We start from the raw sequence: 21,733 nt of genomic DNA on the forward strand, positions 1-21,733 counted from the left end.
AATCTAGCGGGGAAGGAGAGGTTAGGCTTTGCAAAAGTTGTTAAGGTGGTTGATTTTATCTTTAGCAGGTATAATTTTAACATTACTATTTGCTTCTACTAGTAGTTTCGCAGCTACCAACCCCATTTTAATTCCCGGCCAGGATGACACGCCCGCTTCGGAGCAAATTCTCGTTAAATTTAAACCCGGCATCCCTCAAGCCGTTAAGGAGAGGGTACATGTTCAAAATGATGCCCAGGTAATTGACGCTATCCCTGAGATAGGAATTGAAGTAGTTAAAGTAGCAAAGGGAAAAGCCCGGGAGAAAGTAGCCAATTACAGCCGCAATCCCCATGTGGAATTTGCCGAGCCAGACTACATAGCCCGCGCTGTTTTCATTCCTGATGATCCCTATTTTGAGAAACAGTGGGGGATGGCCAAGATTCAGGCACCGGATGCTTGGAAGGTGACCAAGGGGAGCCGGGAAGTAAAAATCGCCATTCTAGATTCCGGGATTGACCAGGATCACGAAGACCTGAGAACCCAAATTGTGGCCAACGTTGATTTTACCCCTAGCAAGACGGTAGATGATAAATTCGGTCATGGTACTCACGTGGCGGGAATTGCTGCAGCAGCCACCAACAACGGCAAAGGGGTGGCAGGTGTCGGCTTTAAGTGCAGCCTCATGAACGTTAAAGTATTGGGCGATGACGGGAGCGGTTACTATAGCTGGTTGGCTAAGGGTATAATATGGGCCACAAAAAATGGGGCCAAGGTCATCAATATTAGCGCTGGTAGCAACAGGCCTTCTAAGGTATTAGAAAAAGCTATCAATTATGCCTGGAGCCAGGGAGTGGTCCTGGTTGCCGCAGCTGGAAATGACAATTCCTCAGCTCCCTTTTATCCCGCTTTTTATACTAATTGCATCGCAGTAGGAGCTACAGACGAAAACGACAGCCGCGCGTTCTTTTCTAATTATGGGCCATGGGTGGACATTGCCGCGCCGGGTTTAAACATCTTTTCTACCACCCCCAACCACGACAACTATATTCACAATTATGGCATAGCCCTGGGCTACGACTACCTGTCAGGGACCTCTATGGCCAGCCCGCACGTAGCCGGAATAGCAGCTTTAGTCTGGGCCAAGTATCCTGGCTTGAGCAATGCAGAGGTAAGGAAGAGGATCGAGACAGGGGCGGATCCCGCAGAGGGCTTTGATCCGCCTATAGGACGGGCTAACGCCTATAAGGCTTTACGGTGAAACATTATTTTCGAGGCGGGCTAGTTCCAACCCCTTTTCTGCCACAAAGATAAACGTTAGCAGCCCGCGGGGAGATAAAGCAGCTTTAGCTACCTCAGCGACCATTAGAGGGTGAGTGACAACCTGAGGATAAAATTTTAGGGGTTCCGGCTCGATAAACTTTATTTTTATAATAACTTCCCAATCATGTTGGGCTATTTGCGAAATTGAGATCTTATAACCGGGATTGGGTTTTATCCCCCAGCAGGCGAGGAGATAAACATTTTGGATGAAGTCTGCTCCCTTGGGGGCTCCATGGTAATACTTTTGGTAGTTTTCTTCAGTAAGCACCAAAAAAAGCGCTTCCGGGGAAGGTATGGCCCAGGAGCCAGGATCGGGCAGGAGGCGGAAAGGTATAGAAGCATCCCTTCTACAGATAGGTATTCCGCTTTTCATATGCTTCTTTCACCGCTTCCAGAAAGAGGTCTACGAGCAACGGGTCATAGTGCTTACCAGCATACTTCTGCAATTCTTGGCTGGCTTGCGAAAAGGTCAGCGCCTTCTTGTAGGGGCGATCGGTAGTCATGGCATCGAAGCTGTCGGCCAGGCGCACAATGCGCGCCGGGAGCGGGATTTCCTCTCCCTTTAAACCATCCGGATAACCAGAGCCATCGTAGTTTTCATGATGGGAGCGAATAATCGGTGATATATCTTGGAAAAATAGTAAAGGTTTGACTATTTCGCTTCCTAATATTGTATGCATCTTCATGATCTCCCATTCTCTTTCGGTTAAAGAACCTGTTTTATTTAGGATAGCGCTCTCAACTTCGATCTTACCCAGGTCGTGTAAATAGGCACCGTAGCGCAAGGTATCTTTTTCTTCCTCAGAGAGGGATAATTTTTTCGCTAGGGCCAAAGAATAAGACATAACCCTCTCGGAATGACCGAAGGTGTAGCGGTCTTTGATATTTATCAGCGCCACTAGGGTCTGGAGGGTAGGGAAAGCTTCCTTGACTTTTAAGTGGGTTATCTCGCTGATTATAGAATAATAAAGGTAAGCGTCACCTCGCGAGTACTTGGTTCTGTATAGATCATTTTCTGCCGCCCTCACCAGGGACGAAACCCCGTCAGCATCAGCCGGGTAGCTCGCTAATCCTGTAACAATGGTAAAGGCCTTAAAAGGCGGCGTCCTTTCACTATCCAGCAAGGAAACGGTGGCCCGGCTTACTATTTTTTCTTTTATAAGTGAAGTCACCCTGGTAGCCTCACTTTTTTCTTTCCCGGGAAAAACCAGGGCGAATTCATCGCTGCCGTAGCGGGCTGCATAACACGGCTCTTTGATTTCCTCCCCCAATAGTTGCCCGATGTTAGCTAAAATTTCATCTCCCTTCTGGTAACCGTAAACCGTGTTAAAGTACTTAAATTGATCGATGTCTAATAAGGCAAAGGATACAGGAAGATTTTCCGCTGCTGCTTTTTGCAAGGTTAGGGCCAGCTTTTCCTGCAGGTAGCGGTGGTTGTACAGTCCGGTTAATTGATCGTAATCGGCCAGCTGGAGCAACTCCTGCCGGGTTTTCCTTTCTACTTCCATCAGCCCGCCCACCAGCCAGGTGAGCAGGAGATTAACGCCGGTGATGATGGAGTTTGTTTGGAAAATTTCAGGAGGCAAATAGTTATGCAGCCGGTAATCCAGGAAAAAAAGGAGGGCGCTGGTCAGCACAGCGGCTGTTGTCCCCCCCAACTTGCCCAGGCTGGTGGAGGCGATTATGGAGGGAACCAAAATCAAAACCTTGGCCCCGAAAAAATTATGGCTGTACCAGAGAAAGATAAAGGCCAAAGGGAAAATGACGGCCAGCAGCAAAATCTCATCTATCTGCGGCTGTTCCAGAGTAGTTATCCTGGGGAGGAGCTTGCCGGCAGTATACGCTATAATTGTTGCAGTGAATATAATAAACATAAATAGCAAATACAAAGGAAAATGTAAACCTAACGGTAGATTATAAAAGCTGAAAACGATCATTAAAAAAATCAAAAGGCTGACGATATGAGTAACTAAAATATACTCGGATATCTCCTGCGCCCTCTTTTGCTCCCACTTGCGCATCGACGCTTCTCCCTTGCCAGAATTAAAGCTGAGCCGTCTTCTCCCCTTCACTTGCCTGGACCCGAGAGCCTCCATTATTCCCAAAAAATTGGTACCGGGAAGGGCGGGGCTTCCCGGTACCAAAATGCTTTACTTGCGGAGGGACCTGGGCACCTCGGGCTGATAGAAACAGACTGAACAAGTCGGCTTGACCCCAATAGCAGCGGCGAAGGCCAAGACGCTGAATGCGGCAGGCAAAAGGCGGTAAAGTAAACGCTTCATCCTCTTTCACCTCCTTTTTCACAATGAGATTATTTCGTCTATGAGAGTGGCAAACCGGTGTCCCGCCCTGGTCAAAGTAAAGGTCTGCCACCATAAACCCAGGCTCAGGGCCAGGACTACGGCCTGGGCCCCGGCCGCAGCCAGCAGGGCAATTTGTACGGCGGCGATAAAAAATACGCTGGTGATGGATAAACGCCGCAATCTCTTACGGTATTCCGGGGAAAGAAGGGGTTTGGCCGGAGAATCTACCGGGGCCAGGCGCCATATGAAGGCTAAGGATAAAAGCGAACCCAGGATAACTATTATAAAAAGGTGAAAAGAGTTCAAAAGAGGCGCCAACACTAGAGACAATTTTCCCAGGGCCGGGGAAACTACCGCCCCCAGCAGGGTGCAGGTTAGGGGCGACCGGCTGTGGGCCCCGCCGGACCACAGGCGCAGGAAAGCTGCCGTTAAGGTAGCGGCCAGGGTGGTATACAGGCAGCCTAAAACCCAGCCTACCAGGCTGATGGACAGCAAGCTTATAAGGGGATAGATAATAACTTGCAGTCCATATAGGGCGATCTCTTCCTCATCCGGGGTTAAATTGAGCTTCTCCTTCAAGTAGGCTGCAGCCGGCCGGGTCAGGTTAAACCTTAACAAATCAATCCCCTCTTCTGGTTATAATAATTCTTGACTAAAGCCAGGACCAACAATAGTACTGTGTAGGGAAGTGCAAAGGCTGCTCTCAAAAAAGGATTGGCGAAGACTTCCTCATATTCTAACCCGGTAAGGTTTAAAAGAGGTTGCGCGTAAATTAGCTCGGTGGTGGCTATGAGAGCAAAGCATAGCAGGACGGCCAAAAATATTTTGGACAGTTGAGCGCGGGTGAAAAGCCGGGTATAGGCAGCTAAGGATAAGATCAAAATTACCGAATGCACGCCAAAGGCGATGGGCAGAAGGCGCACCAGGTTGGTGAGGGTCTGCAACAGGGCAATGGCAAGAATCTTTCTATCTTTTATCCGCAGGTTTAAAAGGCTAAAGACCGCCATCGTTTCAACCAGGCTTTCGGGAAAATCCTGGAGAAGCAAAGCATATATTATGCCTGGAAAAGTTTCTTTAAACATCTTAGGACACCTCGGCCGCCGCATCTTTTTTCTTCGAAAGTTTATTCGACAGAAAAGCTTTTTCTCCTGCCAAAAAAAAGCAAAGTTACCCTCCCAACTCGGTATTCAGGCACATTTCCTGCAGCCTTTCAGCGTGCCCTGCAGTAATGTAATCCTTTTCCTTTAGGGCTGCCAGCAGGGCGCCAACGATCTGGTTTCGCGCGCTGGCCCGGTTTTGGAGCTTGTTGCGGTACATGAGGTCGTCGGCCTTCTTGAAGGTTTCTTCCAGGGATTCCGCTGCGTTCTGGCAGGTGGCCACCCCTAGGGAGAAGTGCAGGGGCAGCTCGGGATGTTCTTTATTGGAGGCCTCGATGGCCGAGCGGATCCGCTGGGCAAGGACCTCTCCAGTTTTTTCGCCTGTTTTGGGCAGGATGGCGGCGAATTCATCCCCCCCAATGCGAGCCACAATATCTGAGCGGCGCAGGGAGGTTTTTAGAACACCGGCGCAGGCCTGTAACAGTTCATCGCCTTTAGCGTGGCCCAGGGTATCGTTGACCAGTTTTAGGCCGTCCAGATCCGCCACCAGGATGGTTATGGGATATTCCCGGCTGCCAGACAAGCGCCTGAGCTCTTCCTGAAAGAAAGCCCGGTTGTAGAGGCCCGTTAAAGAATCGTGCAGGCTTAAGAACCTTAACTGTTCCTCGTAGCGCTTGCGCTCGGTGATATCCAGGGTTGCCTCCACCGCCCCTATGACCTTTCCCTCTTTATCCTTCACCGGCGTGGCGGTAATGCTCCAGAAGCGACCGTCCGGGGAGGCTACCTCACCTGTGCATACCTGGCCGGTTTCCATAGCCTGGACCACCGGGCAGCCGGGGCAGGGAGCGTTCTTCCCTTGCCATATTTCGTGACATTTGGCTCCGAATAGCTCCTCGGGGTTCTTGCCCACGGATTGGCAGGCAGTCCGGTTGGCCCAGATGACGTGCATGTCCCGGTCCAAAAACGCGACCATCTCGGTAAGGCTGTCAAGAATCAGAGATTTTTCGGCCATTAACCTCTGCAGCTCTTCTTCCAGGATTTTACGCGGGGTGATATCGGTCAAAAAATGCAGGGTAGCGGCCTGCCCTTCCCACTCGATTACCACGGAGTTGGTTTCCATCCATTTGACGCTCCCGTCCTTGGCAAATATCCTGAAAGAGCAGGCATACAGAGGGCTTTTTTTCTCCAGCAATTCCCGGTAGTGCTGTACGGCACTTTCCCTGTCTTCGGGATGAATGAAGTTCAAGAAAGGTCTGGATAGAAGCTCTCCTGCCGTGTAGCCCGTGTGGGCCAGTGTTGCCCGGTTGACAAAGGTCACCACGCCGTCCTGAACCACGATGATGGTTTCAGTGGCGTTATCTACCAGAGAAGAGTATTTCTTTTCCTTCTCGCCTAGTTCCCGTTGGTATTCCTCAAGCCTTTCCAGCATTTTGCTGATTTCAGAGGAAAGAAGGGCAAGCTCATCCTTTCCCTCCAGAAGGGGTATTCCGGGGGCAGAGGAGGAAGAGCGGCCGATGCCAATAACTGCGGCGGTAAGCCGGGCCAGGCGGGAGAGAACCGCCCGGTCCAGCCAGAACAAGGCAAGAAGGCAGCATAAAGCCGCCGCCAGCGCAAGAAAGAGGCTGAAGGCTTGTCTTGCGGACAGGAACGCCTGAGCGGCGCGCCGGTAGGAGTTCGCCTGAAGGATTAAGGCGCTTTCACCCTGCAAATCCTTAATGACGGCAAAGCCGGCGCTCTCCTCCGGGAAAACAATTTTTACGTAAAAGGGTTCTCCGTTTTTAAGGGTTCCCGCTGGCTTGAGCTCGCGGAAGTCTATGGCCTCCGGCGGGTGAAGGGAGAGGGGGAGGCGGGTGATTTCCGAGAGCTCTTTTAAATCCTTGTCCCTTAAGGTGCGGGCGAAGATAAGCGTCCCCCGGGCGGGGCCGCTGCCATCACTTTTTAAAACGGGCCTGGCGGCAACCAGCACCGGCCCTTGTGGCGTCACCACCACCCCCTTAAGGCCGCCTGTTTGGTTATGGGCTGTAAAAACAATGCCGGGAGGTAAGGGTATTTCTTCGCCTGCTTCAGGGTCGTATCCTCTGGCGTATACTATTTCTCCCCTGGTATTTAGGAAAACTGCATAATTAAGCCTCAAAATTTCAAACACGTTATCGACCAGGTTTTTTTCTATATATTCCCGGTTCCTGTCCTCCACGAAGCTATACGTGTCGTCCCAGGTAGCCCAGTCTGCGGCAGATTTATCCAGCGCCGCTATTTCCCTTTCCAGGGCCTGCAGGGCCCGCTCCATATTCTCTCGGATACTTTCGTTTTCCAGCTTACCTGCAATATTCCCTGCTATAACATGAGAAACCGCAAAAAAAATAAGGGCAAGAAGGGCAAAGACGGCGCAGAAAACAAGGAGTACTTTGGTTTTTAAGGACATCCCCATATCTCTCCTCAAAGTCTTTAGCGGTAGCCGGGTCCCCTGCTGCTGCGAGGGTAGAGCGGCCAGCCTCCGCTGCGGCGGTTACCCTACTTTTTATCAATCGCATTTCGAAATTGGTGATAGAAATTCAACATTTACCTCCATATACCTGCAGGCAAAGGAAATTTTTCGCAGCGTCTCTTTTTGCGTGGTCCACATAAGCCGAAAAGGGACACTTTCGTGAGCTAAGCCAAAGCAGGCGTAGGATCAAAACTGGGGATACGCCAGCCTTTAATATTTATTGACATGGGGTCATAATACGGATATAATATTAATGAACAAATGCTCATTAACATATGGAAGATTAATACTTTAGCTGCAGCTGGATTTTCAGGGGGCAAGAGATAATGTACGGTGAACTACTTCTCGATCATTTTTTAAACCCACGCAATGTAGGCAGCATTAAAGATGCGGATGGTATAGGCACTATAGGCGATCCTGGCTGCGGCGATTACCTGTGTGTCTATATCAAAGTTCAGGATAACCGCCTGGTTGACGTTAAGTTTCAGGTGTACGGGTGCCCGGCAGCTATAGCTACCAGCAGTATCCTTACGGAAATGGCTAAAGGGAAAACCCTGGAGGAAGGCCTGCAGATCACGGATGCTGATGTGGCGGCAGCCATCGGTGGTTTACCGGAAATCAAGCTGCACTGTTCTAACCTGGGCGCCAGCGCCCTTCATGAAGCCATCCGTAACTATCAAACCAGAATGAAGGCCGGTGGTTAGGAAATGCCTGCCGGGACAGTTTTGGACCTGGGGAAGTTTCAAGAAAGCGAACGGCGTTTAACGCCCCAGCGCCAGGCGGTACTTAAGGCTTTCCTGGAATTATCACAGGAACACCCGACGGCGGAGGCTATTTACCAGGCGGCGCGCCGGCATTGCCCGACGGTAGGGATAGCCACTGTCTACCGTTCGCTGGATCTCTTTGTCCAGATGGGCCTTATTCAAAAAGTCCCCTCTTTGAATGGGACGGCCCGGTATGAGACCCAAAAAGTTCCTCATAATCATTTTGTCTGCCTCAAATGTGGACGTATTTATGAATTTGATAAAAGGCCCGTGGTAGACAAGAACATAGAAAAAGAGGGTTTTGAGGTTATCAGCTCATCGACGGTTTGCTTTGGTTATTGTCCCGCCTGCCGTCAATAAATGAGCCGCCTCCGTGCTCCCTTTCGTTAAAATACTCCGGGCGGTAAATACCGCCCTGGTCCTGGAGGTAACCTCCGGGGCCATTTTTATTTCACTGTAACAGCCGCGAACTGAACTTATGTTTCAGGACTTTTATAATTAACCAGCAGGAATCTGGGCTTGTATAGCGAAAAAAGTAAAAGCAACCATGAAGGTTGTTGATGTAACCACGGAGGGTGCTAGAACCCCTGAAGGGGTACCTGAAGTGGTTATTTTTTTATATTTTAATTAAGGAAGGAGCAGGTAAAAATGGATTTTTCCCCAACGGAATGGGAAAGGGCCGTGGCCTTTCACGGGCACAGTTGCCCGGGCCTGGCCATTGGCTACCGGGCAGCAAAAATCGCCCTGCGGGAGCTGGCTGCCGGGCGGGCAGGCGATGAAGAGCTGGTGTCCATTGTGGAAACCGATGCCTGCGGCGTGGATGCCATCCAGGTGCTTACAGGTTGCACCCTGGGTAAAGGTAATCTCCTTTACCGGGACTACGGCAAGCATGTATTTACTATTGGGGATAGGAAGACTGGTGCTGCCGTCCGGGTAGCCTTAAAAAGTGGAGTATGGCAGGACGACGAGAGTTACCGGAACTTGCGGGAGAGGGTTTTTAGCGGCCAGGCCACGCCGGCGGAAAAGGAGCTCTACGGCCGTTACCAGGAACAGCGTTTGCAACATATCCTGGAGGCGCCGGAGGAGGAAATATTTAAAGCAGAGCATGTAGAACTGGCCATGCCGGCGAAAGCCCGTCTTTTTAATTCCGTGACCTGCGCTTTTTGCGGGGAGCCGGTAGCAGAAGTCCGGGCCAGGGTAAAGGAGGGGCGGTATGCCTGCATTCCTTGTGCTGAAAATTATAGCCGCGGCTGGGGAGTAAAGTAACCTTTTTATAGCAAATTTTGCCAGTGACGTGCAGGTGGCGGCCATGGTTTTCTGGACCTTTGGTGATATCGGCTGGGCTTCCTGGCGGGAGCTGGAAATCATGGCCGCGGTGACCAGTGCTGCCCTCCTCTATTTTATAGCCAACAGGTTCTTTACGCTACCTCGGCGAACTAAGCGGCGGCGAACTGCAAAAGGTGATCATGGCCCGCGCCTTAGCCCAGGAACCGCGGGTCCTTCTCTTAGATGAACCTACCAGCAATCTGGATTTAAAAAATCAGCTACATCGAACCCTGGAGATGACCTCCTGGGTTTTTTTAAAATGGTTGCTAACCTGGGCGTACCTTTGCATTTTATTATTGACAAATGGCCATAATAGGTTTATACTAATAATGAACATAAGACCGAAAGGAGGGAGAAGGAAGATGCCACGTGGTGACAGGACTGGTCCCTGGGGGCTGGGACCCCGCACCGGCCGCGGCGCCGGGTATTGTAACGGTTTCCCCGTACCGGGCTTTATGAATCCTGCTTTCGGCTTTGGACGGGGGCTGGGTCTGGGTCGCGGCCGCGGGCTGGGTTTGGGCCGCAGGTGGGCCTGGGGTTTTTTCCCGCCAGCTTATGGCTGGTTGCCCGCAGGCTGGTGGGGTGCACCCTTTCCCGGTGCCGTCCCGCCCCAGGGCGCGGCGCCTGATGTGGAACTTTTAAAGCAGCAGGCAGCCATGCTGGAAGGCCAGCTAAAAGCGGTCAAAGAACAGCTGAAGGCTTTACAGCAGGAAAAGCGGCAAGATGAGGCCCGCGATCCGGAAAATGAGGACCTGTAGGTAAACCCAAAATGCGGGGCCGGGTCATAAATTTACTTCCCGGCTCTTTTTGTTTAATATTTTATTGACATAAGGTCAAAATAACTATATAATGCTATTGGACAAATGCCCGTTATAGAAAGGGAGGCGAAATTTATGAAAGTGGCTATTACGGCCCAGGGGAAAGATCCAGCGGCAGCGATGGATCCTCGCTTCGGCCGCTGCCAGTATTTTGTTATTGCCGATACGGAAAAAAGTACCTTTGAGGCCGTAGCCAACGATAACCTGGCCGCCGGTGGCGGGGCGGGAGTGGCTACAGCCCAGGCCTTGGTCAACAGGGGTGTAGAGGTTGTCCTCACCGGAAATGTCGGGCCCAATGCCCTGCGGGTTTTACAGGGCGCCGGGGTTAAGGTTTACTCAACTACAGCGCCGACGGTCCAGGCGGCATTGCAGCAGTGGCAGGCCGGAGGGGCCACGCCTTTATCCCAGGCTACAGTAGGTTCTCATTTTGGTATGGGTCGAGGAGGTAATAGATGGTGAAGATCGCCGTAGCAACCGAGGGGAAAATGGTGGCCGAGCATTTTGGCCATTGTTCCCAGTACAGCCTGTTTACTGTGGAAGATGGGAAGATAAGCAGTAAAGAAGTCATTGCCAATCCCGGGCATCAGCCAGGTTTTTTACCAGGTTATCTGGCAAATTTGGGCGTTAACTGCGTTATTGTCGGCGGCATCGGCGCGCGCGCCGTGGAATTGTTTGGTGAGCGGGGCATTGAGGTAATAAGCGGTGCTTCCGGCCCGGTAGAAGCGGCAGTGAATGCTTACCTGAGCGGTAATCTCAAGAGTACCGGCAGTACCTGCAGCCATGACCATGAGGGGCACGAAGGCTGCCGGGGTTAAAATTTTGGGAAAGGAGCGCGATAACATGGCAGCCAGGGTTGACGAGGATAAGTGTACCGGTTGTGGCAGCTGCGTCGAGGTTTGCCCGGTAGAAGCCATTACCGTTGAAGAAGTAGCGACTATTAATGCCGACGAGTGCCTGGAGTGCGGCGCCTGCGTTGATGAGTGCCCGAATGAAGCTATCAGTCTTGATTAAAGTGTGGTGAAGGGAATGCTTGTCACTGTGGCCAGCGGCAAAGGGGGCACGGGGAAAACGACCATTGTGACCAACCTGGCCCTGGCCCTGGCAAAGAAAATGCCGGTCCAGGTCCTGGACTGCGATGTAGAAGAGCCCAATGCCCATCTCTTCCTGCATCCGGTGTTTCAGGAAGAAGAGGAAGTGACCCTGCCGGTCCCGGAAGTGGACAATACCAAATGTAACGGCTGCGGCAAGTGCAGCGAGGTATGCGCTTTTCACGCCCTGGCCGTCGCTGGGGGCAAGGTCATGACCTTTCCGGAAATGTGCCATGGCTGCGGCGGCTGCGCTTTTGCGTGTCCCCAGGGGGCGATTACAGAAAAACCTTACCGTATCGGGGTGGTGGCTAGGGGCCAGGCCGGCAGGATTGATTTTGCCCACGGCAGGATTGACGTGGGCGTGCCCCTGGCACCCCCGGTGATTAGAGCAGTCAAAAGGCTCGCCCGCAAGGAAGGGCTCACCCTCATCGACGCCCCGCCTGGTACTTCTTGCCCGGTGGTAGCCGCCGTGAAGGACAGCGATTTTTGCCTGCTGGTCACGGAGCCCACCCCCTTCGGCCTGAACGATCTCAAGCTCGCCGTCGGCATGGTGCGGGAACTGGGTATTCCCTTTGCGGTGGTTATCAACCGTTCCACCCTGGGTGACCTGCGGGTGGAGCGTTATTGCCGCCAGGAGAGAATCCCGGTCCTCCTGAAAATCCCTTTTGACAAAAGATATGCTGCCACCTATGCCAGGGGAAAATGCCTGGTGGAAGAATATCCCGACTGGGTGCCGGCCTTTGTCGGCCTCTGGCAGGAGATAGAGAGGCTGGTGTCACAGCGTGCAAGAGCTGCTGGTAATTAGCGGCAAAGGTGGGACAGGTAAAACATCTATCGCAGCCGCCCTGGCTGCCCTGGCGGAGGATAAAGTCCTGGCCGACTGCGATGTCGATGCCGCCGACCTGCACCTGCTCCTGCGGCCAGAGGTGGAGAGCGTCAATGAATTTTATGGTTCCCATAAAGCGGTTATTGATGCCGGGCGCTGCACAAAATGCGGCCGGTGTATGGAAGTTTGCCGGTTTGGCGCTATCACGAAGGCAGCACCCGTAGCAGGAGAAGAAAATAGTACTTACGGCTCCAGGGGCTCTATTTTTCAAGTGGATTCTCTATCATGTGAAGGTTGCGGGGTCTGCACCCTTACCTGCCCGGCAGGGGCCATTACCATGAAACCCAACCTGGCCGGGTACTGGTACATTTCGGAAACCCCTTACGGCCCCCTGGTGCATGCCCAGCTCGGCCTGGCCGAGGATAATTCCGGCAAGCTGGTGACTAAGGTACGCCAGGAAGCGCGGCGGCTGGCGGAGGAAAATAAGGCCCGGCTGATCATTACCGACGGCCCGCCCGGCATCGGCTGCCCGGTCATATCCTCCCTTACCGGGGTAACCCTGGCCCTGGTGGTGACGGAACCGACGGTAGCCGGCTGGCACGACCTGGAGCGGGTGGTTAAACTGGCCGGTCATTTTAAAGTGCCGGTGGCCGTTTGTATTAACAAATATGACCTGGCCCCGGAGAAAAGCCGGGAAATTGAGGCTTATTGTTATGAGCAGGGCCTTACCATAGCCGGCAAAATACCTTTCGATGCCGACGTGGCCAGGGCCCTGGTCAATGCCGTACCGTTGACGGCCTGTTCCCAGGGGGCGGCAGCAAATGCCGTCAAAGCCATGTGGGATAGCTTGATGGTACAGATGGGAAGGATAGGAAAATAGTAAGCTGGACGTTATCTGCTAAAAAATAACCATAACTTGCAGGTAAAAAAAGTTCTTGCTGGGAGGATTCTGGTAGTATTTGTAGAATGATCATACTAAAGAAAAACAAATAACCGCGCAAGCATCAAGGGAAGCCGGTGCAAATCCGGCGCGGTCGCGCCACTGTAAGGGGGAGTGACCCCACATCAGGCCACTGGGTTTAAACCCGGGAAGGCGTGGGGGACAGTGAACCCGAGCCAGGAGACCTGGCGCTTGCCATCGCAGCTGGTGCTCCCTACGCAGGATGGGGAAACGGCATAACCCCTGATTTCTTTGGAGCAGGGGTTTTAATTTTATTAGGGTAGGCGCCTGGCCCCGAGGGGTCAGCTTAAATGCTGCCAGCCGGCCCGGCAAGGAGCTTCCAACAAGGGACAACAACTGGATGTTCACGATGCGCCGGGAACGGTAGATGGACGGCCTATTCTAACCCACCCGGGGAGTATTGCTGGGAGGTGTTAGATCAGGCCGATTTTTCATTTTTGCAGGCAGACGGGTGCCCGGTCATGGAGCACGTCGTAAAGGTGTGACACCCGTTAAGACCCTCTTGATTCACTGGCTAAATTTATGAAAGGCAGGGTGGATTAACGACCGCTACTAGGCCGGGGAAAAGATTGACGGCTACACGGCCTACGTGCTTACCCAGGCTGGAGAAGACCTAACAACATGGGTATATAATAATACGTCGCTCAAAGATTCGGTAATCAATTCTGTTTATGAAACCTTAAATGATGCGTCTACCGTCCCGGCAAAAGTTATCGCCCAGCAAATGCTGGCGGTAGGCCAGTGGGGCAGGGGGGAGCTGGTAGCGCAACTGGCCGGTGTTTTAAAAGCCAGGCAAAGGCCCACTGGCTCCTTTGATGATGATATTTACAGCGATATACCAGCCTACGAAGCCTTAGGAGCGGCCGGGCAGATAAGCGTCATCACCGAGGTTTATGCCAGGAATTATCTTTTATGCCAGCAAAGTGTAGCTTCTGCTACTTACGGTTCCTGGGGAGGAACCTATGGGGGTACTTACTACCCGGACTTTATGACCACCTGCCAGGCCATCCGAACGTTGACCTATTTGCCTGGCGCTGCCAGCGACCAGCAGATCCAGGCGGCCATTAATAACAGCCTTGCTTATCTACGGAAAACCTGGCCCTGGCCTGGTACGATAAGACAAAAGGCCAGTGGGTAGCTATACCGGCCGTGGTCGACATGTCTAAAGGCTTAATCCTGGCCCGGATAAACCACTTCTCCGACTATGCCGTGTTTGCAAAGGAAGCCAGGAAATCTTTTGAGGATGTAACTAATAATTCGTTTGGTTGGGCGAAGGATACCATTGAAACTCTGGCCGGGGCTGGCATTGTGGCTGGGGTGGACAGCAGCCACTTCGAGCCGGGCCGGCCAGTGACCAGAGCGAAATTTGCAAGCCTCCTGGTCAAGGCCCTGGGCCTGGAGGTGAAAGAAGGAACGAAGAACCCCTTTAAGGACGTAAAAGGTGACGCCTGGTACGCCGGGGCAGTAACTGCCGCCGCCGGCAACGGCCTGGTCAAAGGCTATGAGGACGGCACCTTCCGCCCTGAAAACGTCATTACCCGCGAAGAATTGGTGGCTATGCTGGTCCGGGCCATGAACCTGCCCGCCAGCGAGGAAAAGCTGGCCTTTAAAGATAACGACAAAGTCTCTGCCTGGGCCAGAAAAAGCGTAGCTGTAGCTGCCGCCCACGGGCTAGTTAAAGGCTTTGAAGATGGTACGTTCCGGCCGGGAGATACGGCCAGCCGGGCAGAATGCGCGGTGATGATCTACCGGATGCTAGTAGCAGAGTAAATGAAAAAAGAAGGATTAAAACGATGGGGAGCGCCGGCGTGTCCAGCGGTGCTCCCCATCGCTGCTGGAGATCTTACGGGCCCAGAGAAGGTGGCCTTGACGGGACTGATAATACAGGCATAGCGAGGAATAGTAAATGCAAAAAAAATTTATTTACCTGGTAGCGGCCCTGATAGTCTTACTGGCCTTAATAGGGCCGGCAATCTCTAATTTCTATACCGGGCCACGCGGGGCTGATAATGTCCTGACACCACCCACCGGGGCTCCCTTACCAGCGGAGAATGCTGTTGCCGGCGGCTTTCCGGAAAGTGCCGGCAATCAAAAAGCGCCTGAAACCTTCAAGCCTCCGGAAAAAACGGCGGGGGAGAAGTCAGGTGACAGCGCTATAACCGGCGGGGGGAAAACCGCTGGACCTGCCGGTGCTCCCCAGGCGACACAGCCGGCGCAGAGTGCTGGCAGCCAGATTGATGCCGGCAGCGGCCCCCCTCTACCAGCAGCTAAGAAAGACGGCAACGGCAGTCATAACCAGGCTTCTCCTGCCGCCTCCGGGTGCCGGGTGGATATTGCCGTAGTTGGCATTAAAGGGCAACTCCTTTATGGTCCTGCTACGGTGACGGTTGATAAAAACAACAAATGGGGATTGACGGCCCTCGGGGCCCTGGATGCCACCGGCCTGAAATACAGCATCAGTCCTGTATACGGCAATTTTGTCCGGAGTATAGCCGGGCAAGACAATAAAGGTATGGCCGGATGGATGTATAAGGTTAACGAGGAGATCCCCATGGTGGCGGCCAGCGAGAAAGGGATCCGGTCAGGTGATAAGATTATCTGGTGGTATAGCGAAACCCTGAACAGTACCGGGCCCACCTGGGAAGGGTTGAAGGCGGCCTCACCTTAATTTATCAGGAAAGGGGTGCACAGGCATGTTAAAGCAGAAGATTTCAGGTTTGGCACTGGCTTTTTTAATTTTATTCTTACTTATCGCTGGCGCTGTCACGCCAGCCTGGGCCCTTACCGGGAGGGATAGCGCCGGAAAATCATTAAATAACGCTGCCGATTATTTGTTAACAAGAGAGAAGGCCAGGGGTATTTTATCTCCCTGGAGCTATATTGCCCTGGCAGCGTCAGGAAGGGATTTAAAAGGTACGCTGGCCGGCCAGGCCTGTGAAAAAATGCTGGCTGCTGCTACCGCATCCGGTGAAATGAATGATTATGCCACCCTGGTCCTGGCCGTTCTGGCCGCTGGAGGGAATCCCTATAATTACCAGGGCCAGAACCTTATAAAAAAGATCCAGGATGCCCAGCTTGCCAGTGGTAAGTTTGCTGACAATATAGCTCATGGCGGTGAACAGCTAGTTAATGCCCACATCTGGGCAGTACTGGCCTTGCATGCTGCCGGCGCTGATATTCCCGATAAGAGCAAGGCCCTAAGCTGGCTGGTGGCCAGGCAGCACGCCGACGGTTCCTTTTATTGGGACGCTACAGATAAAGAAACGCCCGATGTGGATTCTACCGGTATGGCGTTAATGGCCCTGGGGGCTTTAGGTGAGAAAAAAGATAGTCCGGTTGTCCAAAAGGCAGTGGCTTACCTGGAAAAGGCCCAAAAAGAAAATGGCAGTTTTGAGTCCTGGGGGGCGGAAAATCCAGAAAGCTGCTCCATGGTCATTGAAGGGCTGATTGTAGTTGGCATTGATCCACTGCAAGGCAATTTTAACAAAGCAGGAGGAGATGTTTTAACTGCCCTGCTCCGCTTCCAGTTGCCTGACGGTTCCTTTGAACACCTCAGGGGGACGGGAAGTAATGAAATGGCTACCAGCCAGGCCTTAATGGCCCTGGCGAGCATCTATTTTGGTCAGCCGTTTTATGCTCGATTAGCCACGCCGCCTGCTGCTACCCGTTATAAAGCACGTTTTATTGTTGGCGCCAGGAGCTATACAATTTTTGCCGGGGAAAAAGAAGAAGTAAAGGCGATGGATGCAGCTCCTTTCATTGACAACGGCCGGACGTATGTACCCGTGCGTTACCTGGCTTATGCTCTGGACGTAGCGAGTGACGGCATTAGCTGGGATGAGAAAACTGCGGCTGTTAAACTGAGCAAGGACGGCGTTACAGTAACCATGGTTATTGGCGAAGAAACCGGCTACGTCAATAGCCAGGCCAGGAGCACCGGCGTCGCTCCCCTGCTGAGGGATGGCCGCACCTATCTCCCGGCCCGGTTTGTAGCGGAAGCCTTTGGCTACCAGGTAGACTGGGATGCAACTTCCCAAACGGTGAGCATAAAAAATTCAAACTAAACCATTTTGGAGTGCTTCACTGAAAATGTTCGATCAATTTTTTTATCAGGACAAAGGGCTTTTTTTGCAAAGCCTGCACCCGGTGGCAGCCTTAAGTTACGCGGGCGTTTTAATGGTGCTGGCCCTGCTATTCACCAACCCCCTTTACCTCCTGGGGCTGCTGCTGGTTATTATCCTGGCCGTTGCCGCCGTAGATGGCCTGGCTGCCTGGGAAACTTACTTAAAAATAAGCCTGGGCATGATGTTGCTTGTGATTATCATCAACCCCCTGGTGGTCCATGCCGGGGAGACGATTATCTGGTGGGGGCCGCGCCTGCCGGTTTTCGGCCGCTTAACCGTCTCGCTGGAAGCCATTTGTTACGGCGCGGCCATGAGCGTGCGGCTTTTAGCCATCATCAGCATCTTTTGCCTTTATAATCTTATAGTTCACCCGGATAAAGTTTTAAGTTTGTTGGCGCGTTTTGCCTCCCGGTCGGCGCTGGTGCTGTCCCTGGCTACCCGGATGTTCCCGGCCATGATCAGGCAAATGGAAAACATCCGGGAAGTGCAGGTGGTAAGGGGCGTTGATTTTCATGCCGGGACGTTAAAAGAAAGGCTACCCAAATATGCTGCCCTGATGAACATCCTGCTCCTGTCTTCCCTGGAAGATTCCCTGGAAATAGCCGAGGCCATGCAGGCGCGGGCCTTTGGCAGCGGCCGGCGCTCCTGTTACCGGCGGGATACCTGGCGGCCGCGGGACAGCCTTTGCCTTGGCGGGAGCCTCCTGGCTTTAGCAGTGGCCGTTTATGGCCAGGCTAAAGGGTGCAGCACCTTCAGTTTTTACCCGGAGCTGGACTACTTGATTAAAGGCCCCATGACCGTCATAGTTTTAATTATTATCATTCTCGCTTTATCCGTTCCGGTGGTATTGAGCTGGGGGTGGCAGCGGTGCCCTTATTTCAAAGCGAAAATTTGACCTATTACTACCCGGATAGGGAAAAACCGGCCTTAAAAGGCATTAATTTGAGTATCGAGGAAGGGGAGTTTTTGCTTATAACCGGCGGTTCGGGATCGGGCAAGTCTTCTTTAGCGCGGGCGCTGGCCGGACTGATCCCGGACTTTTATGGCGGCAGGTTTGGGGGCAAGGTTTATTTTCAAGGGCGGGACATGGGCCAGATGGACCGGCGAAAACTGGCCCGGGAAGTGGGGATAGTCTTCCAGGACCCGGAAAAACAGCTGGTTATGACCAGTGTCGAGGCCGAGATCGCCTTCGGCCTGGAAAACCTAGGCTTGCCCCAGGCAGAAATGTCCCGGCGGGTAGCCGAAGTCCTGAGCTTTCTGGACCTGGCAGAGGTAAGACAGGAATTTACCGCGCACCTTTCCGGCGGGCAGAAGCAAAAGCTGGCTCTGGCTGCCGTCCTGGCCATGCAGCCGCAGGTGCTAATTTTAGACGAGCCTACCTCCCAGCTGGACCCGGTAGCGGCCGAGGAATTTTTTAATCTCATTAAACGGTTAAATGAGGAAATGGGGCTAACTATAATTTTAATCGAGCAGCGGCTGGAAAGGTGTTTCCACCTTGCTGACCGGGTAGTGCTCATGGAAGACGGCCAGGTCAAATATGAGGGTACCCCGGAACAACTAGCCCGCTGGGCGGTAGCAAGGGAAATTCCTTTTATTCCTCCCGTGGCCCGTTTTTTTGCCCGGATAGGTTTCCCCTCTATTCCCGTTACCGTCAAGGAAGGACGCCGGTTACTGCGGTCAAACTTTAACTACCGGAAGTTTCCTCCTCTAAGGCCGGTTGTAAATGAAAATCCGGAAGAACCGGTTTTGACCATGAGCAGGGTATGGTTTACCTATCCCAACGGTAAAGAAGCCCTGCAGGACATCAGCTTGCAAATTGCTGCCGGTGAGCTGGTGGCTATCCTGGGTACCAACGGCGCCGGTAAATCCACCCTCCTGAAAACCATGGCCGGCCTCTTAAAACCGGGGCGGGGACGGGTGCTGGTAATGGGCCGCGACCTGAGTAACGAGAGCCGGCCCGGGGCCGGCAGGATTGCCTACCTTTCCCAGAATCCCAATGATTATCTCTTCCAGGATACCGTGGAAGAGGAATTGCTTTTCACCCTAAAAAATTTCGGTCTTACTGATGACGGTGTGGTTGATGACCTCCTGGAGAAGCTCGGCTTACAGCGATACCGGCGGGTAAACCCCCGCGATTTAAGCAGCGGCGAGCGCCAGCGGGTAGCCTTGGCCTCGATACTGGTAACCCGGCCCCGGCTCCTGGTACTGGACGAACCTACCCGGGGGATGGATTATCGTTTAAAGGACGAACTGGGAGCAATGTTGATGGACTTAAGCAAGGAAGGAGTAAGTGTGGTATTGGTGACCCACGATGTTGAATTTGCTGCTGCCTACGCCACGCGGGTGCTGCTGCTGTTTGCCGGCCGGATCGTTGCCGATGGACCTAAGCACCAGGTCCTGGGCCAGTCGGTTTTTTATTCCACCCAGATTGGTAAAATGTGCCGCGGCTATGTTGACGGTGTCCTGACCCTGCGAGATGCCCTGGACAGGCTGGAACCCGTATGGCCTGCCAGGCAGGTAGTTCCAGAAGTAAGGTGAGGTATCCGGAGGGACCGCCGCCCGGCCCGTACCGGCGGGCCAGTTATCGAGTACGGCTTTCCCACTACATGGTGTGTACCCTTGCAAAGTTTTGGGAGGTTATGCTTGTGGCGTTTTGGCGTAAAATGCTGTTTCCCTTTGCCCTGGTATTTATCCTGGGCTTGTTGCTGGCCAGTATCAAGATAAACGCCCTTCTTTTGGGCCAGGGGTGGGGTTTGCTGGCTCCGGTAATAATTATTATGGCCCTGGTTTTGCTGTACTGGGGGTTTGAACAGGGACGGGTTTCTTCCCGGGAGGTAGCCGTAATCGCCATGCTGGGTACCATTGCCGCCGTTGGCCGGGTTCCTTTTGCTGCTTTACCCAATATCCAGCCGGCCACCTTTATGGTAATCATTTCTGGCTTTGTCTTCGGACCGCGGGCCGGGTTTATGGCCGGTTCTACGGCGGCCCTGGTATCCAACTTTTTCCTGGGCCAGGGCCCGTGGACGCCCTGGCAGATGTTTGCCTGGGGGCTGGCCGGCACCTCGGCAGGGGTGATGGGGATTATCTTCCCCCGGGCGGGCAAGAAGGTTATGACGGTATTTAGCTTTCTGTGGGGATACCTTTTTGGCTGCATAATGAACCTGTGGACCTGGACGGGCTTTGTTCACCCCCTGAACTGGCAGTCCTTTGTAGCCACCTATGCTGCCAGCTTCTGGTTTGATACCTTTCATGCCACAGGCAATGCAGCTTTTTATTTACTCTTTGGCCCTAGCTTCGTAAAAATATTGCAGCGTTTTCGCCGTAAACTGGAAGTGACGTTACTACCGGTAATAGAAGGGGATAAGAATGCTGCTTTATGAGTTAAAAAGCGGGGAAAAAATTCACCGGCGGGATGATACCCTCATTGTCTATTTTCCCGGGCCGCGCCGGGTGGTAAGCACGGCCTGGCTTAACGGTGGGTACCGGCAAGACCTGCAGGCGGTATTTAATCATCACCTGCCGCCTGATAAGCATGATCCTGCCAGCCTCCCAGGAGGCAGCGTGGAAGGTTACCTGGAGTATTTGGCCGGCAAGCTCGACCTGCCGTACCGTCACACCGCCGGGTTGCTTACAGCCGCCAGAATGGAAAACGCTGCTATAAAAACGAACGGGTTCCGGGAATTAGCAGTGACGGCCATTGTTACCGGGGGCATCGACGTCAATGGCGGGCGGGCCGGGGATAGGGCCAATTATTACGAGATGGACGGGCAATGGGTCTTTGTCCCCGGTACTATTAATATTATCCTTCTGATAAACGGGAACTTGCCTCCCCACGCCCTGGTGCGCTCCATAGTTACAGCTACGGAGGCCAAAACTGCCGCCTTGCAGGAGCTCATGGCGCCCAGCCGTTATTCCCGGGGGATTGCCACCGGGTCGGGTACCGACCAGATCATTGCCGTCGCCAATATCCAGAGCCCCCATTATTTTACTGATGCTGGCAAGCATGCAAAACTAGGGGAATTAATCGGCGTGACGGTGAAAGAAGCCGTGAAAATAGCCCTGGAAAAGCAGACCGGTCTAAATCCCCGCCGCCAGTGCAGCTTCCTGGCGCGCCTGGACAGGTACGGCGTCGGGGTGGAAGACTTCTGGCGGCAGGCCAGGGAGGAAGGCCTGGGACTGGACCGGGACAGCTATCTAGCGCGACTGCAACACATCCAGGGCGAGCCAGGCCTGGTGGCCCTGGCCGCCAGCCTCATCCACCTGTGGGACGAGTATGAATGGGGGCTGCTCCCGGGTGAAGCAGTTATCGCGGCCGGGATAAGGTTACTGCAGGGATATGGCGGTGGGGAAGCCTGTTTGGCCGCGGTGAAAGCAGGGGATCCCGTCGGTACTTTGAGCAGGCTGTTTATCCGGGTGATAAATCGAGTTATATTGTTAACGTCTTCCATGAAGAAGGAGAACGGCTCTCGGAACTAATTCGTTTTAGTAGGGCTAAACAAAGAATACCTGCACCGTTATCTTCATGAACTGAGTGGCGAGCAAATTCAAAGTATGGTTTTTTCGAGAAAATTGGCTGGGAAGGAGGATTTTGGTTGTAAATGTAGAATGAAGTATATAATAAAATTAATCAGGTTAGCAT

At 53.0% G+C, this 21,733-nt stretch carries 24 protein-coding genes, 1 pseudogene and 1 riboswitch; of the genes and pseudogenes, 19 read left to right on the forward strand and 6 right to left on the reverse strand.

The window, feature by feature from the left end; all coding sequences use genetic code 11:
- The first annotated feature begins 28 nt into the window (after positions 1-28).
- Positions 29-1,240, forward strand: a complete 1,212-nt coding sequence (locus tag MOMUL_RS03315; protein WP_153018226.1) for a S8 family peptidase — start codon at positions 29-31, stop codon at positions 1,238-1,240.
- On the opposite strand, the gene MOMUL_RS03320 is transcribed toward MOMUL_RS03315, so the two are convergent.
- The 6 genes from MOMUL_RS03320 to MOMUL_RS03340 all read right to left on the reverse strand — a co-directional run bounded on the left by MOMUL_RS03320 (position 1,232) and on the right by MOMUL_RS03340 (position 7,124).
- Complete coding sequence (locus MOMUL_RS03320; protein WP_236712986.1) at positions 1,232-1,570, reverse strand: protease complex subunit PrcB family protein; 339 nt, start codon at positions 1,568-1,570, stop codon at positions 1,232-1,234. The genes MOMUL_RS03315 and MOMUL_RS03320 overlap by 9 nt on opposite strands.
- A gap of 79 nt (positions 1,571-1,649) precedes the next feature.
- Positions 1,650-3,323 carry a bifunctional diguanylate cyclase/phosphohydrolase gene (locus MOMUL_RS03325; protein WP_062281520.1) on the reverse strand — a complete coding sequence of 558 codons (1,674 nt, stop codon included), beginning with the start codon at positions 3,321-3,323 and terminating at the stop codon, positions 1,650-1,652.
- A 129-nt stretch (positions 3,324-3,452) separates the two neighbouring features.
- Positions 3,453-3,584 carry a cyclic lactone autoinducer peptide gene (locus tag MOMUL_RS17780; RefSeq protein WP_084785433.1) on the reverse strand — a complete coding sequence of 44 codons (132 nt, stop codon included), beginning with the start codon at positions 3,582-3,584 and terminating at the stop codon, positions 3,453-3,455.
- Between the two features lie 18 nt (positions 3,585-3,602).
- Positions 3,603-4,223 (reverse strand): accessory gene regulator ArgB-like protein, encoded by a 621-nt coding sequence (locus tag MOMUL_RS03330; RefSeq protein ID WP_062281523.1) that lies wholly within the window; start codon positions 4,221-4,223, stop codon positions 3,603-3,605.
- On the reverse strand, positions 4,217-4,687 hold the full coding sequence (locus tag MOMUL_RS03335; protein WP_062281525.1) for a hypothetical protein: 471 nt from the start codon (positions 4,685-4,687) through the stop codon (positions 4,217-4,219). The genes MOMUL_RS03330 and MOMUL_RS03335 overlap by 7 nt, the downstream gene beginning before the upstream one ends.
- A gap of 85 nt (positions 4,688-4,772) precedes the next feature.
- Positions 4,773-7,124: a diguanylate cyclase gene (locus MOMUL_RS03340; RefSeq protein WP_062281528.1), complete on the reverse strand. Its 2,352-nt coding sequence runs from the start codon at positions 7,122-7,124 to the stop codon at positions 4,773-4,775.
- Positions 7,125-7,513: 389 nt separating this feature from the next.
- Between MOMUL_RS03340 and MOMUL_RS03345 the strand changes: the two genes are divergently transcribed.
- The 18 genes and pseudogenes from MOMUL_RS03345 (at position 7,514) to MOMUL_RS03425 (ending at position 21,570) form a co-directional block, all read left to right on the forward strand.
- The gene (locus MOMUL_RS03345; RefSeq protein ID WP_062281531.1) at positions 7,514-7,891 is read left to right on the forward strand and encodes an iron-sulfur cluster assembly scaffold protein; all 378 of its coding nucleotides are present in this window, start codon (positions 7,514-7,516) and stop codon (positions 7,889-7,891) included.
- Positions 7,892-7,894: 3 nt separating this feature from the next.
- Positions 7,895-8,311 (forward strand): Fur family transcriptional regulator, encoded by a 417-nt coding sequence (locus MOMUL_RS03350; protein WP_062281534.1) that lies wholly within the window; start codon positions 7,895-7,897, stop codon positions 8,309-8,311.
- A gap of 288 nt (positions 8,312-8,599) precedes the next feature.
- Positions 8,600-9,217: an FmdE family protein gene (locus MOMUL_RS03355; protein WP_062281537.1), complete on the forward strand. Its 618-nt coding sequence runs from the start codon at positions 8,600-8,602 to the stop codon at positions 9,215-9,217.
- 149 nt (positions 9,218-9,366) lie between these two features.
- Positions 9,367-9,498: pseudogene (locus MOMUL_RS17215) on the forward strand (ATP-binding cassette domain-containing protein); the annotation flags it as partial.
- A gap of 141 nt (positions 9,499-9,639) precedes the next feature.
- Positions 9,640-10,035, forward strand: coding sequence for a DUF5320 domain-containing protein (locus MOMUL_RS16070; RefSeq protein WP_062281539.1), 396 nt, complete (start codon positions 9,640-9,642; stop codon positions 10,033-10,035).
- 135 nt (positions 10,036-10,170) lie between these two features.
- Positions 10,171-10,554 (forward strand): NifB/NifX family molybdenum-iron cluster-binding protein, encoded by a 384-nt coding sequence (locus MOMUL_RS03365; RefSeq protein ID WP_062281542.1) that lies wholly within the window; start codon positions 10,171-10,173, stop codon positions 10,552-10,554.
- Complete coding sequence (locus MOMUL_RS03370) at positions 10,548-10,910, forward strand: NifB/NifX family molybdenum-iron cluster-binding protein (protein WP_062281545.1); 363 nt, start codon at positions 10,548-10,550, stop codon at positions 10,908-10,910. Before MOMUL_RS03365 ends, MOMUL_RS03370 begins: the two co-directional genes overlap by 7 nt.
- Positions 10,882-11,106: a ferredoxin family protein gene (locus tag MOMUL_RS03375; protein WP_236712965.1), complete on the forward strand. Its 225-nt coding sequence runs from the start codon at positions 10,882-10,884 to the stop codon at positions 11,104-11,106. Before MOMUL_RS03370 ends, MOMUL_RS03375 begins: the two co-directional genes overlap by 29 nt.
- A gap of 15 nt (positions 11,107-11,121) precedes the next feature.
- On the forward strand, positions 11,122-11,988 hold the full coding sequence (locus tag MOMUL_RS03380) for an ATP-binding protein (protein WP_062282376.1): 867 nt from the start codon (positions 11,122-11,124) through the stop codon (positions 11,986-11,988).
- Positions 11,966-12,889, forward strand: coding sequence for an ATP-binding protein (locus MOMUL_RS03385; protein ID WP_062281550.1), 924 nt, complete (start codon positions 11,966-11,968; stop codon positions 12,887-12,889). Before MOMUL_RS03380 ends, MOMUL_RS03385 begins: the two co-directional genes overlap by 23 nt.
- 127 nt (positions 12,890-13,016) lie before the next feature.
- Positions 13,017-13,136: riboswitch (cobalamin riboswitch) on the forward strand.
- 423 nt (positions 13,137-13,559) lie between these two features.
- Positions 13,560-14,108: a hypothetical protein gene (locus tag MOMUL_RS16840; RefSeq protein ID WP_062281553.1), complete on the forward strand. Its 549-nt coding sequence runs from the start codon at positions 13,560-13,562 to the stop codon at positions 14,106-14,108.
- A gap of 20 nt (positions 14,109-14,128) precedes the next feature.
- The gene (locus MOMUL_RS16845; protein WP_062281556.1) at positions 14,129-14,740 is read left to right on the forward strand and encodes an S-layer homology domain-containing protein; all 612 of its coding nucleotides are present in this window, start codon (positions 14,129-14,131) and stop codon (positions 14,738-14,740) included.
- A gap of 136 nt (positions 14,741-14,876) precedes the next feature.
- Positions 14,877-15,638: a DUF4430 domain-containing protein gene (locus tag MOMUL_RS03400; RefSeq protein WP_062281559.1), complete on the forward strand. Its 762-nt coding sequence runs from the start codon at positions 14,877-14,879 to the stop codon at positions 15,636-15,638.
- 25 nt (positions 15,639-15,663) lie between these two features.
- Entirely contained in the window at positions 15,664-17,034 is a 1,371-nt protein-coding gene (locus MOMUL_RS03405; RefSeq protein WP_062281561.1) for a stalk domain-containing protein, read from the forward strand.
- A 25-nt stretch (positions 17,035-17,059) separates the two neighbouring features.
- On the forward strand, positions 17,060-17,989 hold the full coding sequence (locus MOMUL_RS03410; RefSeq protein ID WP_062281564.1) for an energy-coupling factor transporter transmembrane component T: 930 nt from the start codon (positions 17,060-17,062) through the stop codon (positions 17,987-17,989).
- Complete coding sequence (locus MOMUL_RS03415) at positions 17,962-19,632, forward strand: ABC transporter ATP-binding protein (protein WP_062281567.1); 1,671 nt, start codon at positions 17,962-17,964, stop codon at positions 19,630-19,632. The genes MOMUL_RS03410 and MOMUL_RS03415 overlap by 28 nt, the downstream gene beginning before the upstream one ends.
- Before the next feature lie 101 nt (positions 19,633-19,733).
- Complete coding sequence (locus MOMUL_RS03420; protein WP_062281570.1) at positions 19,734-20,474, forward strand: ECF transporter S component; 741 nt, start codon at positions 19,734-19,736, stop codon at positions 20,472-20,474.
- Positions 20,461-21,570 carry an adenosylcobinamide amidohydrolase gene (locus tag MOMUL_RS03425; protein ID WP_062281574.1) on the forward strand — a complete coding sequence of 370 codons (1,110 nt, stop codon included), beginning with the start codon at positions 20,461-20,463 and terminating at the stop codon, positions 21,568-21,570. The genes MOMUL_RS03420 and MOMUL_RS03425 overlap by 14 nt, the downstream gene beginning before the upstream one ends.
- Positions 21,571-21,733 lie beyond the last annotated feature (163 nt).

This window comes from Moorella mulderi DSM 14980 (assembly GCF_001594015.1).
Classification (GTDB): domain Bacteria; phylum Bacillota; class DSM-521; order Neomoorellales; family Neomoorellaceae; genus Neomoorella; species Neomoorella mulderi.